This is a genomic window from Nocardioides sp. Z13_37, assembly GCF_058355585.1.
The window spans coordinates 291,912-305,555 of record NZ_JBZGDV010000006.1 but is presented as its reverse complement, the minus strand read 5'-3'; the positions used below and the strand labels follow the sequence as shown (position 1 = coordinate 305,555).

General features: G+C 71.9%; 15 protein-coding genes and 1 pseudogene. 5 read left to right on the top strand and 11 right to left on the bottom strand.

The window, feature by feature from the left end; all coding sequences use genetic code 11:
* Together AC4H2S_RS15875 and AC4H2S_RS15870 are read right to left on the bottom strand one after the other, a co-directional pair.
* A partial coding sequence (locus AC4H2S_RS15875; protein ID WP_491497942.1) for a hypothetical protein occupies positions 1–296 on the bottom strand: 296 nt, incomplete at its 3' end.
* A 433-nt stretch (positions 297–729) separates the two neighbouring features.
* Positions 730–1,071, bottom strand: a complete 342-nt coding sequence (locus tag AC4H2S_RS15870; RefSeq protein WP_491497941.1) for a winged helix-turn-helix transcriptional regulator — start codon at positions 1,069–1,071, stop codon at positions 730–732.
* A gap of 61 nt (positions 1,072–1,132) precedes the next feature.
* On the opposite strand from AC4H2S_RS15870, the gene AC4H2S_RS15865 reads away from it, so the two are divergent.
* Positions 1,133–2,686: an MFS transporter gene (locus tag AC4H2S_RS15865; protein WP_491497940.1), complete on the top strand. Its 1,554-nt coding sequence runs from the start codon at positions 1,133–1,135 to the stop codon at positions 2,684–2,686.
* Between the two features lie 256 nt (positions 2,687–2,942).
* Here AC4H2S_RS15865 and AC4H2S_RS15860 read toward each other — a convergent pair.
* Positions 2,943–3,092, bottom strand: a pseudogene (locus tag AC4H2S_RS15860) (IS3 family transposase); the annotation flags it as partial.
* 67 nt (positions 3,093–3,159) lie between these two features.
* Here AC4H2S_RS15860 and AC4H2S_RS15855 point away from each other — a divergent pair.
* A complete protein-coding gene (locus AC4H2S_RS15855; protein ID WP_491497939.1) occupies positions 3,160–4,530 on the top strand; it encodes a DUF222 domain-containing protein in 1,371 nt (456 codons plus the stop codon).
* A 6-nt stretch (positions 4,531–4,536) separates the two neighbouring features.
* Here the strand turns inward: AC4H2S_RS15855 and AC4H2S_RS15850 are convergent, their stop codons facing one another.
* On the bottom strand, positions 4,537–4,719 hold the full coding sequence (locus AC4H2S_RS15850; RefSeq protein ID WP_491497938.1) for a hypothetical protein: 183 nt from the start codon (positions 4,717–4,719) through the stop codon (positions 4,537–4,539).
* 9 nt (positions 4,720–4,728) lie between these two features.
* Positions 4,729–5,913: an MFS transporter gene (locus AC4H2S_RS15845; protein ID WP_491497937.1), complete on the bottom strand. Its 1,185-nt coding sequence runs from the start codon at positions 5,911–5,913 to the stop codon at positions 4,729–4,731.
* Positions 5,914–5,965: 52 nt separating this feature from the next.
* On the opposite strand from AC4H2S_RS15845, the gene AC4H2S_RS15840 reads away from it, so the two are divergent.
* Both AC4H2S_RS15840 and AC4H2S_RS15835 read left to right on the top strand, forming a co-directional pair.
* Entirely contained in the window at positions 5,966–6,637 is a 672-nt protein-coding gene (locus AC4H2S_RS15840; protein WP_491497936.1) for a TetR/AcrR family transcriptional regulator, read from the top strand.
* An 80-nt stretch (positions 6,638–6,717) separates the two neighbouring features.
* On the top strand, positions 6,718–8,397 hold the full coding sequence (locus AC4H2S_RS15835; protein WP_491497935.1) for a phytoene desaturase family protein: 1,680 nt from the start codon (positions 6,718–6,720) through the stop codon (positions 8,395–8,397).
* A gap of 61 nt (positions 8,398–8,458) precedes the next feature.
* Here AC4H2S_RS15835 and AC4H2S_RS15830 read toward each other — a convergent pair whose 3' ends face one another.
* Positions 8,459–8,824, bottom strand: a complete 366-nt coding sequence (locus tag AC4H2S_RS15830; protein WP_491497934.1) for a hypothetical protein — start codon at positions 8,822–8,824, stop codon at positions 8,459–8,461.
* Positions 8,825–8,845: 21 nt separating this feature from the next.
* On the bottom strand, positions 8,846–9,643 hold the full coding sequence (locus AC4H2S_RS15825; RefSeq protein ID WP_491497933.1) for a DinB family protein: 798 nt from the start codon (positions 9,641–9,643) through the stop codon (positions 8,846–8,848).
* A gap of 57 nt (positions 9,644–9,700) precedes the next feature.
* Between AC4H2S_RS15825 and AC4H2S_RS15820 the strand changes: the two genes are divergently transcribed.
* Positions 9,701–10,588 carry an alpha/beta fold hydrolase gene (locus AC4H2S_RS15820; RefSeq protein WP_491497932.1) on the top strand — a complete coding sequence of 296 codons (888 nt, stop codon included), beginning with the start codon at positions 9,701–9,703 and terminating at the stop codon, positions 10,586–10,588.
* Here AC4H2S_RS15820 and AC4H2S_RS15815 read toward each other — a convergent pair.
* From AC4H2S_RS15815 to AC4H2S_RS15800, 4 genes are read right to left on the bottom strand one after another with little or no spacing between them, the layout of a single operon-like run.
* Positions 10,578–10,793 carry an amphi-Trp domain-containing protein gene (locus AC4H2S_RS15815; RefSeq protein WP_491497931.1) on the bottom strand — a complete coding sequence of 72 codons (216 nt, stop codon included), beginning with the start codon at positions 10,791–10,793 and terminating at the stop codon, positions 10,578–10,580. The genes AC4H2S_RS15820 and AC4H2S_RS15815 overlap by 11 nt on opposite strands.
* A 21-nt stretch (positions 10,794–10,814) precedes the next feature.
* Complete coding sequence (locus AC4H2S_RS15810; RefSeq protein WP_491497930.1) at positions 10,815–11,963, bottom strand: acyl-CoA dehydrogenase family protein; 1,149 nt, start codon at positions 11,961–11,963, stop codon at positions 10,815–10,817.
* Between the two features lie 35 nt (positions 11,964–11,998).
* Complete coding sequence (locus AC4H2S_RS15805; protein WP_491497929.1) at positions 11,999–13,039, bottom strand: LLM class F420-dependent oxidoreductase; 1,041 nt, start codon at positions 13,037–13,039, stop codon at positions 11,999–12,001.
* Positions 13,040–13,093: 54 nt separating this feature from the next.
* On the bottom strand, positions 13,094–13,636 hold the full coding sequence (locus AC4H2S_RS15800) for a YbaK/EbsC family protein (RefSeq protein ID WP_491497928.1): 543 nt from the start codon (positions 13,634–13,636) through the stop codon (positions 13,094–13,096).
* Positions 13,637–13,644: the final 8 nt, after the last annotated feature.

Genomic DNA, 13,644 nt, shown 5'->3' with positions numbered 1-13,644 from the left:
AACCGCATCAACGCTCGCGGAAGACTGCCGGGCCGAGGACCCCGCAGACCACCGGTTGACAACAAAGGGGAGCCGGAGTGTCGCAGTTCGACCGTGTGGGTGTTGCAGAACTTCCAGAGTTCTTTCGCTGCGCGTGAGTACTGGAACAAGACCTCGTCTACGTCGAAGACGTTGAGTTCGCCGCTGCGGAACCGGTCAATCGCCTCCGCTACGCGCGCGACGAGTTCCGCGAGCTCCGCCTCCTGGTAGGCCGCCACCGCCTCGCGCGCTTGCTGGCGATCTGACTTCTGGGACACGAACTGAGGCTAGTGCGGATCGCCGAACGAGAATGCGTGCACTCATCGCGCCAGATCCGGTCACCGGCGGCGCCGATAGGGACCCCGCAGTAGACCGACTTCTTAGGGTCCAACCTGGAACCGATTGGGGTCCAAAGCGGCATCGGTGAGCGGGGTCGAGATGACCTCAGATGACTTGGCGTGAGGTCGTTTCACGCTCGCAACCGGTAGTCGAGCGCGAGATGCCACGCACTGGGGGTAAGGGGTCGCAGGTCCAATTCCTGTCAGCCCGACCGAGTAGAACAGGGCTCTGATCTGCACAACCGCACGTCAGAGCCCTGCTTCGATTCATGGCTCACGTCAGTTCGAGGATCTGATGAGCGCGTCGGGCACAAGCGGTGACACGGTGCCGTCGGCTCACTCGCTGTGGTCGTCGTGGCTGGCTGAGCTTGCGTCAGCTCGGCTGGGTCGACACGATCAGGTCGACGTGCTCCTCGGCCCAGTCGCTCAGCGGGTCCAAGGCGGTGAGGAGCTTCTCGCCGGCCGGCGTCATGGAGTACTCCACCCGCGGCGGGACCTCATGGAAGCTCTCCCGATGCACGACGCCACGCTGCTCCAGCTCGCGGAGGTTCTGGGTGAGCATCTTCTGGGATATGCCCTCGAGCGAACGGTGCAACGCGTTGAATCGCTGGGGACCCTCTTTGAGCTCCCAGAGGATCAACGGCTTCCACTTGCCGCCGACGACGTCGAGGGCGGCGTCGAGCCCGCACGTGTAGGACCAGTCGTGGTCAGCCATGGGTCAGTTCCCTTCGGGTCAGTACCCCACTAAATGGTGGGTACTTATGACGTGGCGCATATTGACCGACGATCACTGTATGTCCTTTTGCGCCACCACCGCCTCTCCTCGCGCGGGCACTCGGGAGTGGCTCGGCCTGGCCGTCCTGGCGCTCCCGACGCTCCTGCTCTCCCTCGACATCACCGTGCTGCACCTCGCCGTGCCGCACCTGGACGCAGACCTGCGGCCGTCGACGTCTCAACTGCTCTGGATCGTCGACATCTATGGGTTCATGATCGCCGGGTTCCTGGTGACGATGGGCGCTCTCGGCGACCGCGTGGGCCGCCGGCGCCTGCTCGTGTTCGGGGCTGCGGCGTTCGGCGTGGCCTCGACCGCCGCCGCGTTCTCGACCTCAGCCGAGATGCTGATCGTCAGCCGCGCCGCCATGGGCATCGCCGGAGCCACCCTCATGCCGTCCACGCTCGCGCTGATCAGCAACATGTTCCGCGACCCGAGTCAACGAGGTCTCGCCATCGGCGTCTGGGCGACGATGTTCTCAGTGGGGATCGCCCTGGGCCCCATCGCCGGTGGCTTGATGCTGCAGTCGTTCTGGTGGGGCTCGGTGTTCCTGCTCGGCGTGCCGGTCATGGCGCTGCTGCTCATCGCGGCGCCGATCCTGCCCGAGTTTCGCGACGCGGCGGCGACGGGCCGGGTCGACCTGATCAGCGTCGCGTTGGCGGTCCCGACCATGCTTGCGCTCGCCCTCGGGGTCAAGGAGCTCTCCACAGACGGTGTCGGTGCTGTTCCACTCTGCGCGATCCTGCTCGGCCTGACCCTCGGGATCCTCTTCGTGCGCCGGCAGCGACGGCTCGACGACCCGCTGGTAGACCTCCAGCTGTTCGCGAATCCGGCCCTCCGCGGGGCTCTCGCAATCCTGCTCGTCAGCGTCGGGACGGTCGGCGGGACCTACCTCTTCATCACCCAGTACCTGCAGCTCGTCGCCCACCGCTCGGCGGTCGAAGCCGGCGTGCTGCTGATGCCGGCCGCCATCGCCTTGGTCGTCACGTCGCTCCTGGCTCCGTTGGTGGCCCGCATGGTCCGGCCCGGACACGTCGTCGTGGCGGCACTCGCCATGTCTGGCGTCGGGTTCGTGGTGCTGGCGCAGGTGCGGACAGCCGCCGACGTCCCGCTGGTCGTCGGCGGCTTCGTGCTCATCTACGCCGGAGTCGGGGCGACGACAGCCTTGGGCACCGAGCTCGTCGTCGGCGTGGCGCCGCCCGCGAAGGCGGGCGCGGCTTCCGCATTAAGTGAGACCAGCACGGAGCTGGGGGTTGCCCTTGGCATCGCAGCACTCGGCAGCATCGGCGCCGCCTTCTTCAGCTCGGAGCGCGCCGGTGACCAGTACGCCGACGCCGGTGTCAGCGCCCCGCCAGAGACACTGGCCGCAGCCGTCGATATGGGAAGCGCCCTGCCGGCCGGGGCCGGCAGCGAGCTCGTCGCGACTGCCACGTCGGCCTTCATGGACGGGTTCGGAGCCGCGGCGTGGGTGAGTGCAGTCGTCATGGCAGCCGTCGCAGCGATGGCCGCTGTCAGTCTTCGCAAGGTCGAGTCCCATGTCGCAGCCCAGTCGGACTGACTGAGTGTGTCCCGATTGTCTGGACGAGTGGTGTCGTCACCGTGCGGGGCATGCCGTACCAAGTGAGCTGACCGATGAGCAGGGGGACCTGCTAGAGCCTGTCTTCAACGCGCCGGGCAAGCGCGGTCGCAGGCACGCCCATGACCTTCGGGCGTGGTGGACGCGATGCTGTACATCGCCCAGACCGGTTGCCAGTGGCGCGACCTCCCGGAGTCGTTCGGTCTGCTGCACGGACTGGTGACAGGTTCGGTTTGGCCGCCTGGGTGGCGGGTGTGGTCATGATCAACTCGTACTCGACCGGGGTCAACCGCCCGAGGGCGGCCTGTCGACGGCGTCGGTGGTAGGTCCTTTCGATCCAGGTCACGATCGCGATTCGTAGCCCGCCACGGGTGTCCCAGACGCGGCGAAATGCCCCCGCGCGACCCCCGCCTCACCGGCCAGCCAGTGTCGGACCCTCCTGATTGAGTAGTGGCATGCACCTGACCACCGCTCTCGACGAGCTGACCGAGGCCGAGCTCCTCGATCACGCCGACGAGGTCGCGCGCATGCAGCGCGAGTGCGAGGCGCAGATGCTCCGGATCGCGCTGCAGGTGGCGATCCTGCACGCCCCCGACACGATCGACCCCGCAGTCGGCTCTCTGCCCGGACGTGAGCGGATCAGGCGGTTCGGCGGCGTGGGGACGCCGGACGTGTCCGAGTTCGCGGCTGCGGCGCTGGGAGCGCGGATCGGCATCTCGACGGGCTCGGCCCACTCGCTGATGGCCGATGCGCTCGACCTGGTGATCCGGCTCCCGCAGCTCTGGCGCCGCGTCGAGGCGCTCGAGGTGAAGGCGTCCTACGCCCGCTTCGTCGCGCGGCGCACGCGCGACCTGACCGTCGAGCAGGCGTCCTACGTCGACGAGCGCGCCGCCGAGTCCGCCGACGGGCGCATCCCGTGGTCCCGCTTCGAGGACCTGGTCACGGGTCTCGTGGTCGCCAGCGACCCCGAGGCGGCCGACCGTGAGGAGCGGGCCAACGCGGAGCGCCAGGTAGCCCGTCCCACCCGTTCCACCGACAGCGGCATGCGGGGCTTCTTCGTCCGGGCGCCGTTCCCTGTCGTCGCGCTGCTCGACGCCCGCGTGCAGTGGATCGCCGACATCCTGCAGGCACTTGGCGACGCCGACGACGTGGAGGCCAGGCGCGTCAAGGCGATCGCCGTCCTGGCCAACCCGCACGAGGCCGTCGCCCTCATCGAGTCCTTCCTCGCCTGGCGCGACCGTCCCGGGTGCACCGGTGAGCGCCCCGAGGTCGACTGGTCCAGGCTCCTGCCGACCGTCACCCTCCACGTGCACACCTACGCCGGCCCCGAGCCGACCGGCACCGCCCGCGTCGAGGGCCACGGGCCGGTCACCGAGGAGTGGCTCCGTCGCCATCTCGGCCCGCGCGCACGCTTCACCGTGAGGCCGGTCCTGGACCTCGCTGGCCAGGCGCCCGTGGACGCCTACGAGATCCCCGACCGACATCGTCGGGCCGTGCATCTCATGACGCCGGCCGACACCTTCCCGTGGGGAGTCAGCACCTCCCGCACCCAGCAGATCGACCACACCGTGCCCTTCCGCCGAGCGGGGCCGCCGGGACAGTCGAGGGTGGGCAACTACGGACCGATGACGGGCTTCCACCACCGCATCAAGACACACGGTGGCTGGCAGGTGCGGCAGCCGTTCCCGGGCCTCTACGTGTGGCGCGACCCGCACGGGGCGACCTACCTCGTCGACCACAGCGGCACGCGACGGGTGCCGACCGGGAGCAGTCGCAGCCCCGCCGAGGATCAGCTGGCGCGAGCGCTCTTCACCCTGGCGGCGTGACGTGGGTCAGCGCCGGGGCTCGTAGACCCGCAGCGTGGTGCCGTCGAGCTCCTCGGACCGCCCGGCGTCGACGTAGGTGATCGAGCCGCCGCCCACGTCCTCGACCGACAGCGGCTCGCCCGGGACGGGGCACGAGGCGACCTGCCCGTCGGCCGGGCCGCCGCGCAGGATCACCTTCGGAACGCTCATGCGCCGACCCTAGGCGACCACGGGCCGGCGCAGCGCGAGAGGGAGCGTCGCCACGGCGATGGCACCCGCGACCAGGAGCGCGGTGGTGAACGACGTGAGCTCGGCCATCACGCCCACGGCCACCGAGCCCAGCGCCGTCCCCGCGTCGAAGCCGACGTTCCACACCGCGCTGGCGAGGTGGTGGTGGCGGCGCGAGACGGCGGTGAACGACATCAGCAGGGTGAGGTTCTGCAGGCCGCCGTAGGACAGGCCGACCAGCAGCATCGCGACCAGGAACGAGCCGACCCGCGCGCCGTCGGAGTCCGCGACCGACCACGCCACGAGCGCCATGCCCACCCCGGTCAGCGGCACCAACGGCACGAGCAGGCGGTGGACCCCGTGGCGGTCGGCGAGCACGCCGATCCGCCAGCGGCTGAGCGCGGACGCGAGCCCCATCAGGAGCAGGCCGCCCGCCGCGACCGACGAGCTGTCGACCATCTGGGGCGTGAACGTCACCAACGCCCCACCGGCCAGCGTGACCGCGAGCAGCAGCAGCATCGGGCGCAGCAGCCGGACGTACGCCGCGGCCGCCGGGTCGCGCGGGTCGGCGGATCCGGTCGTCCCCGGCTCCGGCTCCTGCACGTCGGGGCGCAGTGCCGAGGCGAGGCGCAGCGCGGCCGGGATCCCGGCGACGGGGAGGGCGCTCACGACGAACGCCACCCAGTAGCCCAGGCTCTCCGCGATCCAGGGTCCGGCCGGCAGGAGCACCAGGTTGGGCGCCGCGACGGCGAGGCCGTAGGCCCCGATCGCCTCCCCGCGGCGCCGGGCGCCCACGAGCCCCGCGACGGCGGCGCTGCCGGTGACGGTGAGGACGCCGAAGCCCACGCCGCGCACCGCCGACACCGCCAGGACCACGCCGAGGTCGTCGCTCAGCGTCAGCAGCACTCCGGGGACGCCGAGCAGCAGCAGTCCCGCGGTGAGCACCGGCGCCCACCCGAGGGTGCGCAGCGCGCGGGGGACGAAGAGCTGGGTGAGCACGGTGAAGAGCAGCAGCACGCCGTTGACGAGCCCGGCACCGCCGGTGCCCGCGCCGCCCTCGACCGCCCACAGCGGCGCGACTGTCAGCAGGATCGCGTAGCCGGAGAACCCGGCGCACGACATCGCCATGAGCGGCGCCATGCCCGGCTGCCGCCAGATCGGGCCCCCAGCGCTCACGACCGGAGTCTAACGACGGCGCGGCCGGCGGCCTCGGCCCTAGGGTGGCCGGGTGAACGAGGAGCCCCCGTCGCGAACCCCCGTCGACCCCGTCGACCCCGCCGCCGCCCGCGGGTCGCGTCGGAGGGAGCGCACGCGCACGCTCGCGCTCGACGCGGCCGAGCTGCTGCTCTCGCAGCGGGCTCCGGAGGAGATCCGGGTCGAGGACGTCGCCGCTCAGGCGGGGATCTCGCCTGCCTCGGTCTACGTGCACTTCGGCACCAAGGACGGGCTCCTGGCAGCCGTCACCGAGCGGGTCCTGGGGGTGGCGACCGAGGCGCTGCGCTCGGCGTACGCCGCGCAGGTGTCGCCGCTGGAACGCTTCGCCGGGGTGGGGGCGGCCTACCTGCGCCTGCTGCTCGACCACCCGGCGGTCGTGAAGTACCTGGCCGTGACCGGCGAGCGCGGGCCCGGCAGCCCGGTCGAGGACGAGGTCGTGGCGCGGTTCGGCGAGCTGCGCCGCGAGTTCGAGCAGAGCATCCGCGACGCCGTCGAGACCGGCGCGATCCGGCAGGTCGACCCCGAGCTCATGTCCTACTTCCTGTTCGGCTCGTGGAACGGCGTCGCCGCCCTCGCCCTGCGCCGCGACACCTTGGCGATGTCGCCGGAGCAGGTCGAGCGCGCGGTCATCGAGGCCGGCCTGGTGCTCCTCGACGGCCTGCTCCCGCGAACTCCGTCCGGTTGAGGATGGGCGCTTGGCGTAGGGGTCGGGACGCGGTTGACTTGGAGTCAGACTCCAGATCACTCGTGGAAGAAGATGCCGACATGACCCAGACCCCGCCCGAGACCCCCGACGAGACGTGGGACGTCGTGGTCGTCGGCGCCGGCCCCGGCGGCCTCACGTGCGCGGCCTACCTCGCGGCCAACGGCAAGCGGGTGCTCGTGCTCGAGGCCAACCAGGTCGTCGGCGGCAGCACCCAGGTCTTCCGGCGCGCGGGCAACAAGTTCGAGTTCGACGTCGGCACCCACTACGTCGGCGAGTGCGGCCCCGGCGGCCGGATGCAGACCGCGCTGTCCGGGCTGTCCCTCACCGAACGCATCACGTGGCTGCGCCAGCGCCCCGAGGGCCACTGCCAGATCATGATCCCCGGCACGACGTTCCAGACGCCGACCGGCTGGGACACCTACCTCGAGCGGCTCCTCGCGGCGTTCCCCGACGAGGAGGCCGGCCTGCGCCGCTGCGTCCGGATCATGCGGATCGTCGCGGCGGGCGAGGAGCCCCGCAAGCGCCCGTACGTGCTGCTGCGCTGGGGCGTGCGGCCGATCACGACGCTCATGGACGCGTGCGGGCTCAGCGCCGACGCGCAGGCGGTGATCCTGGCGGAGAACGGCGACTACACGTGGCCGCCGCACCGCACGCCGACGGCGATGCACGCCGGCTTCCTCCACCACTACCTGCAGGCCGGGGCCTACTACCCGCGCGGGGGCGGGCAGGTCATCGGCGCCCACCTCACCGACGTCGTGCAGACGCACGGCGGCCGGGTGCGCACCAAGGCGAGGGTCGAGCAGATCCTCGTCGAGGACGGACGTGCCGTCGGCGTGCGACTCCGCGGCGGCGAGGTGATCCGCGCCGAGGCAGTCGTGTCGGCCGCCGACTACAAGAAGACGTGGACCGAGCTCGTCGGCGACGAGCACCTGACCCGCCGGCTGCGGCGCAGGCTGAAGGACCTCGAGATGACGCTGCCGATGTTCGCGGTCTACGTCGCGCTCGACGTCGACCTGCGCGAGCGCGGCACGCCGCCCCTCGCCTGGGTGTGGCCGACCAACGACGTCGACGGCTACTACCGCGAGGTCGCGGCCGGCCGCTGCCCCGAGCTGATGCCGGTGGGCATCAGCTGCCCGACCGCCAAGGACCCCGAGGGCACGCACTCCGCGCCGCCCGGCTACTCGACGCTCGAGCTGGTGAGCTGGGCGCCGAAGGACCACGCCTTCTGGAACGTCGACACCGACCCCGGCGACGGCGACGGCTACGGCCGCGACGAGCGCTACCGGCAGCTCAAGGACGACCTCACCCAGCGCGTGCTCGACACCGCCGAGCTGATGATCCCGGACCTCCGCGAGCGGATGGTCTTCTGCGAGGCCTCCACGCCGATCACCCAGGAGCGCTTCACCCTCACCAGCGACGGCTCCTGCTACGGCATCGCGCCGCTGCTGCGCAACCTCGGCCCGTTCCGGCCCCGGGTCACGACCCACATCCCGGGGCTGTTCCTCGCCGGGGGCAGCACCCAGCACATGTTCGGCATCAACGCCACGATCTGGGGCGGGATGCGCACCGCCGGGACCATCCTGGGACGCGACCTGGTCCAGGAGGTGCGCGACGGGGCCGTCTTCGTCGACGAGGCCGACCTGACGCCGCTCACCGACGACTTCGACCCGCTGCTCGCCTCCAAGCCCGGGTCGGTGATCCGCCGAGCCGCGCGCCGCCGTCCCCGGGCCACCGCCTGATCCCGCGCGCGCTGGCCCGGTGCGTCATACGAAGGCGAACCCATGGCCGGTGAGGGCCGCGTCACCTCGGGCGGAAGCCCGAGCACATGATCCGCAGGTGCTCGATCGCGTCGCCGCCGCGGTAGTAGGCCTGCTGCTCGGCGACGTACGAGCCGCCGGGGTTGGTCAGGTCGAGGCGGTAGCTCACGTGCGAGGTGTCCGCGACGTCCTCCCTCTCGGAGACGTCGACCACCCGCTCGATCTCGTCGGCCGGCTCGAACCACGAGCCGAAGAGGGTCTCCACGACGGCGTCGGGCCCGGTGCCCTCCCACAGCCGCCCGGGGGTGAGGCCCTTGAAGTCGACGCCGTCGGCGAGCACGTCGCGCAGCGCGGCCTCGTCCTTGGCGGCGATGGCGCTCGCCAGCCGGGCTCCCAGGGTCTCGCTCACGCGCCCAGTGTGCTCCCGGAGTCAGCGCGGGTCCAGCGACGCGAGGTCGCGCTCGGCGTACGAGCGGTGCTCCCACTCCTCGCGGACGACCACCCGCAGGCAGTCGGCGACGGTCAGCGAGTCGGCGTCCTGCAGGAAGGGGGTGGCGGAGGAGACCGCCCACCCGAGGCCCTCGTCGGTCAGGTCGTCGAGCACCGCGGCCACGGTGGCCCGCCGCTGCGCCCGCACCTCGAGCACCTCGTCGAGCCCCGGGCGGGCGTCGCGGTCCCACGGGACCCCGTCGTGCGCGGGCGCCTCGTCCCACGGCAGGTCGAGCGGGTGCCACGGAGCCGGGTCGGCCAGCACGACCCCGCCGACCCAGCAGGCGTGCGCGAACCCGAGGTGGCGCAGGGTCTCGATGAAGGACCACTCGCCGTCCACCCGCTCGTGCAGCGCCCCCGGCGGCAGCGCGCGAGCCCGGTCGAGGGTCGCCTCCCACAGCCGGTCGAGCGTCTCGAACGCCGTGCGGAGGCCGGCGAGGTCGGTGGGCCGCATCAGCGCCCGCTCGGGCGTGCGCCGGTCGAGCTCGGCCTCGACGAGCGGCACGACGTCGACGCCGTTGACCAGCACCCGCCCGAGCTCGCCGTGGATCTCGAGGTGCGGGACCTCGACGCCGGTCATCCGGACCCCGTCGAGGTAGGCCGCCCGGACCCGCGTGCCGCTGAGGTCGACGTCGCGCAGGTCCATCCCGGTCAGGTGGGCCTCGCGGAAGACGGCGCCGGAGAGGTTGACGCGCTGGAACGTGGAGCCGCCCAGGTCCTGCTCGGTGAAGTCGGTCATGGCGAGCACGCTAGGGGGCGTTGCGGACGATCGGCGACCGGTTCGATGATGGGAGGCATGACCGCCGCACCCCGCACGCCCGGCACCGTCGAGGTTCCCGGCGCCGTCCTGTCGTTCGACGTCGTCGGCGACCTCGCCGACACGACCCCCGACGCACCGCCCCTGGTGCTGGCCGGGTCGCCGATGGACAGCACCGGCTTCGGCAGCCTCGCGGCCCGGCTGGACGACCGGGTCCTCGTGCTCACCGACCCGCGCAACACCGGACGCAGCACCCGCGACGACGCCACGGCGGCCGTGACGCCCCAGCAGCACGCCGAGGACCTGCACGCCCTCGTCGCCGCGCTCGGCGTGGGACCGGTGGACGTGTTCGCGAGCTCCGGCGCGGCGGTCAACTTCCTGCACCTGCTCGCCGCGCACCCCGATGACGTACGCGTCCTGGTGGCGCACGAGCCGCCGATGGCCGGACTGCTGCCCGACGCCGGCGCGATCGCCCGGGCCTGCGACGACATGGTGGCGGCCTACGACGCCTCGGGCCAGGGACCGGCGATGGCGCGGTTCATCGCGCTGGTGTCGCACCGCGGCGAGGTCACCGGCGACGAGCCCGCGCCCGACCCGGCGGCGTTCGGGCTGCCGACCGAGGACGACGGCTCGCGCGACGACCCGCTCATGGCCAACATCTGCGGTGCCGGCGTCATCTCGGTGCCGGACCTCGAGGCCGTCCGCGGCGCGTCGACGCGTGTCGTCGTCGGCGTGGGGGAGGAGTCGGGCGGTCCCGACGACGGCGAGATCGCGGGGCGCGCCGCCCACGCCGTCGCACGGGCCCTCGGCCAGGAGGCGGTGGCCTTCCCCGGCGGGCACGACGGCTTCCTGGGTGGTGAGTTCGGTCAGACCGGGGTGCCTGACGAGTTCGCCGCGCGGCTGCGCGAGGTGCTGGCTACCAGGTGAGCTCGATCTCGACCTCGTTGTCCTCGCCGAGCTCGACCTCGACCTTGAGCCTCACCTCGTCGGGCACGGACACGGTGACCCGGCCGCCGTCGCGGGAGAACTCGACCGAGTTGTGCTTGGCGAGCGAGTCGGCGAGGGCGCGCAGGCGTGCGGCGGCCTCCTCGCGGGTCATGGTGCGGGTCTCGTCCATCTCGAAGAGGTCCATGCCCAGAACCTAGCCCAGCGGCTACAACCCGAGCATCCGCCCGATGATCTCCTTCTGGATCTCGGTCGTGCCGCCGTAGATCGTCTGGATGCGCGAGTCGGTGTAGGCCTTGGAGATGGGGTACTCGTCCATGTAGCCGTAGCCGCCGTGGAGCTGCACCCCGGCGTCGACGACGCGCTTCTGCAGCTCGGTGGTCCACCACTTCGCCATCGAGGCGAGCGCCGTGTCGACCTCGCCGGCGTTGAGCCGCAGCACGCAGTCGTTGATGAAGACCCGGGCGATGTGCGCCTCGGTGGCCATCTCGGCGAGCACGAAGCGGTTGTGCTGGAACTTCCCGATGGGCTTGCCGAACGCCTCGCGCTCCTTGGCGTAGGCCAGGCACAGGTCGAGCACGTGCTCGATCGCGGCGACGGCGATGCAGCCGATCGAGACGCGCTCCTGGGGCAGGTTCTCCATCAGCGAGACGAAGCCCGTGCCCTCCGCGCCCAGCAGGTTGGCCTTGGGCACGCGGACGTCGGTGAAGGACAGCTCCGCGGTGTCCTGGGCGTGCAGCCCCATCTTGGCCAGGTTGCGCCCGCGCTCGAAGCCCTCCATGCCGCGCTCCACGACCAGCAGCGAGATGCCCTGGTGGCCGGCGTCGGGGTCGGTGCGGCACACCACGACGACGAGGTCGGACAGGATGCCGTTGGAGATGAAGGTCTTCGACCCGTTGAGGACGTAGTGGTCGCCGGCGTCGACCGCGGTCGTGCGGATGCCCTGGAGGTCGGACCCGGCGCCCGGCTCGGTCATCGCGATGGCGGTGACGAGGTCGCCGGACACGCAGCCCGGCAGCCACCGCTGCTTCTGCTCCTCGGTCCCCAGCGCCGAGATGTAGGGGACGATGATGTCGGTGTGCACCGCGAAGCCGGGCCCGGACGCGCCGGCCTTCGCGGCCTCCTCGGCGAGCACCATGTTGTAGCGGAAGTCCTTGATGCCCGGCCCGCCGTAGGCCTCGTCGACGTCGAAGCAGAGCAGCCCTCGCTCCCCGGCCCGGCGCCACACCTCGCGGTCGACGATGCCGGCCTCCTCCCACGCGGCGTGGTGGGGCACCACCTCCTTGTCGAAGAAGGCGCGCGCGACGGCGCGGAAGTCCTCGTGCTCCTGCTCGAGGATGCTGGGGCGCTCAGGCATGTGTTCCCTCTCGGTGCGGGTGCGGGCCGTTCGGCTCAGGACACCCATTCCTTCACCTGCGCCACGGTCGCGGCGGGGTCCTCGCTGACGGGCGTGATGTTGAGGTCGGTGACGCCGGCCTCGCGGAACGCGGCGATCCGCTCCTTGACGTACGACGCCGGACCGACGAGGTTGGCGGCCTCGAGCCACTCGGTCGGCACCAGCGCCTCGGCCTCCCGCTTCTTGCCGGAGAGGTAGAGCTCCTGGATCTGCTCGGCCTCCCTCTCGTAGCCGTAGGCGCGCGCGACGTCGTTGTAGAAGTTCTTGCCCTTGGCGCCCATGCCGCCGACGTAGAGCGCGAAGACCGGCCGCGCGAAGTCGAGGAGCGAGGTGGTGTCGGGGCCCTCGCCGATCGCGACCATGCCCCCGGCCATCACCTGCAGCGGCCCCAGTCCGGGCTGGCGCTTCGCGGCGCCCGCCGCCAGGGCGTCGCCCCACACGCGGTGGGCCTTCTCGGGGTGGAAGAGGTGGGGGATCCAGCCGTCGGCGATCGCGGCGGTCTGCTCGACGTTCTTCGGGCCCAGCGCGGCGATCCAGATCGGGATGGTGTCGCGCTCGGGACGGTTGAGCAGCTTGAGCGGCTTGCCGAGGCCGGTGACCGCGCCGTGCTCCTTGTCCAGCGGCAGGTGGAACTCCCCGTCGGCCGCCAGCGGCTCGCGCTTCAGGCCGCTGCGGATGATCTCGACGACCTCGGCGGTCCGCGCCATCGGCCGGCTGTAGGGGACGCCGTGGAAGCCCTCGACCACCTGGGGACCGCTCACGCCGAGGCCCAGGATCGCCCGGCCCTGGCTGACGTTGTCGAGGCCCGCGGCGGTCTGGAGCAGGGCGCCCGGCGTGCGCGAGTAGATGTTGAGGATGCCCGAGCCGATCCGGACGGTCTCCGTCTTCGCGGCCAGGTAGCCCATCAGCGTGGGCGCGTCGAAGCCGTAGGCCTCCGCGACCCACACGCTGTCGAGGCCGGCCCGCTCGAGCGCGACCACCTCGTCGGCCGCGGTGCGCGGGTTGCCGTCGTACATCAGCAGGGAGGCGAGGCGCATGCAGCAATCGTGACAGTGCCGCTGTCACGATGGCAAGGGTCGCCGGGGCCGTCCTCAGCGGCCCAGGTCGGGCACCACCTCGGCGCCGGGGAGGCCGGCGAGCGCGTGCCCGGGCACCAGCAGCTTGGAGCGGCGCACGCCGCTGCCGAGCACCACGACGGGCTCGTCGAGCAGCGCCTCGTGCACCAGCACGCGCCACCCGGCGGGGAGCCCGACCGGCGTGATGCCGCCGTGCTCCATGCCGGTCTCGGCCACCGCGCGCTCCATCGGCAGGAACGACGCCTTGCGCACGTCGAGCATCCGGCGCACGAGCGTGTTGACGTCGGCACGCGTGTCCGCGCGCACCACGCACGCCGCGATCCGCTCCTCGCCCGCCCGCGAGCCCGCCACGACGACGCAGTTGCCGCTCGCGGTCATCGCGATGCCGTAGGCCTCGCTCATCGCGGCGGTGTCGGCGAGGTCGGGATCGATCTCGACGACCGCCACGTCGGCCGCGCCCGGCCACGAGGCGAGCACCGCCGCCACGGGCGGCGCGAGCAGCTCGGGGTGCTCGGTGGCCGGCAGGGAGGTCAGGGAGGGGAGGCTGGGGAGCGTCACCCCGTCAT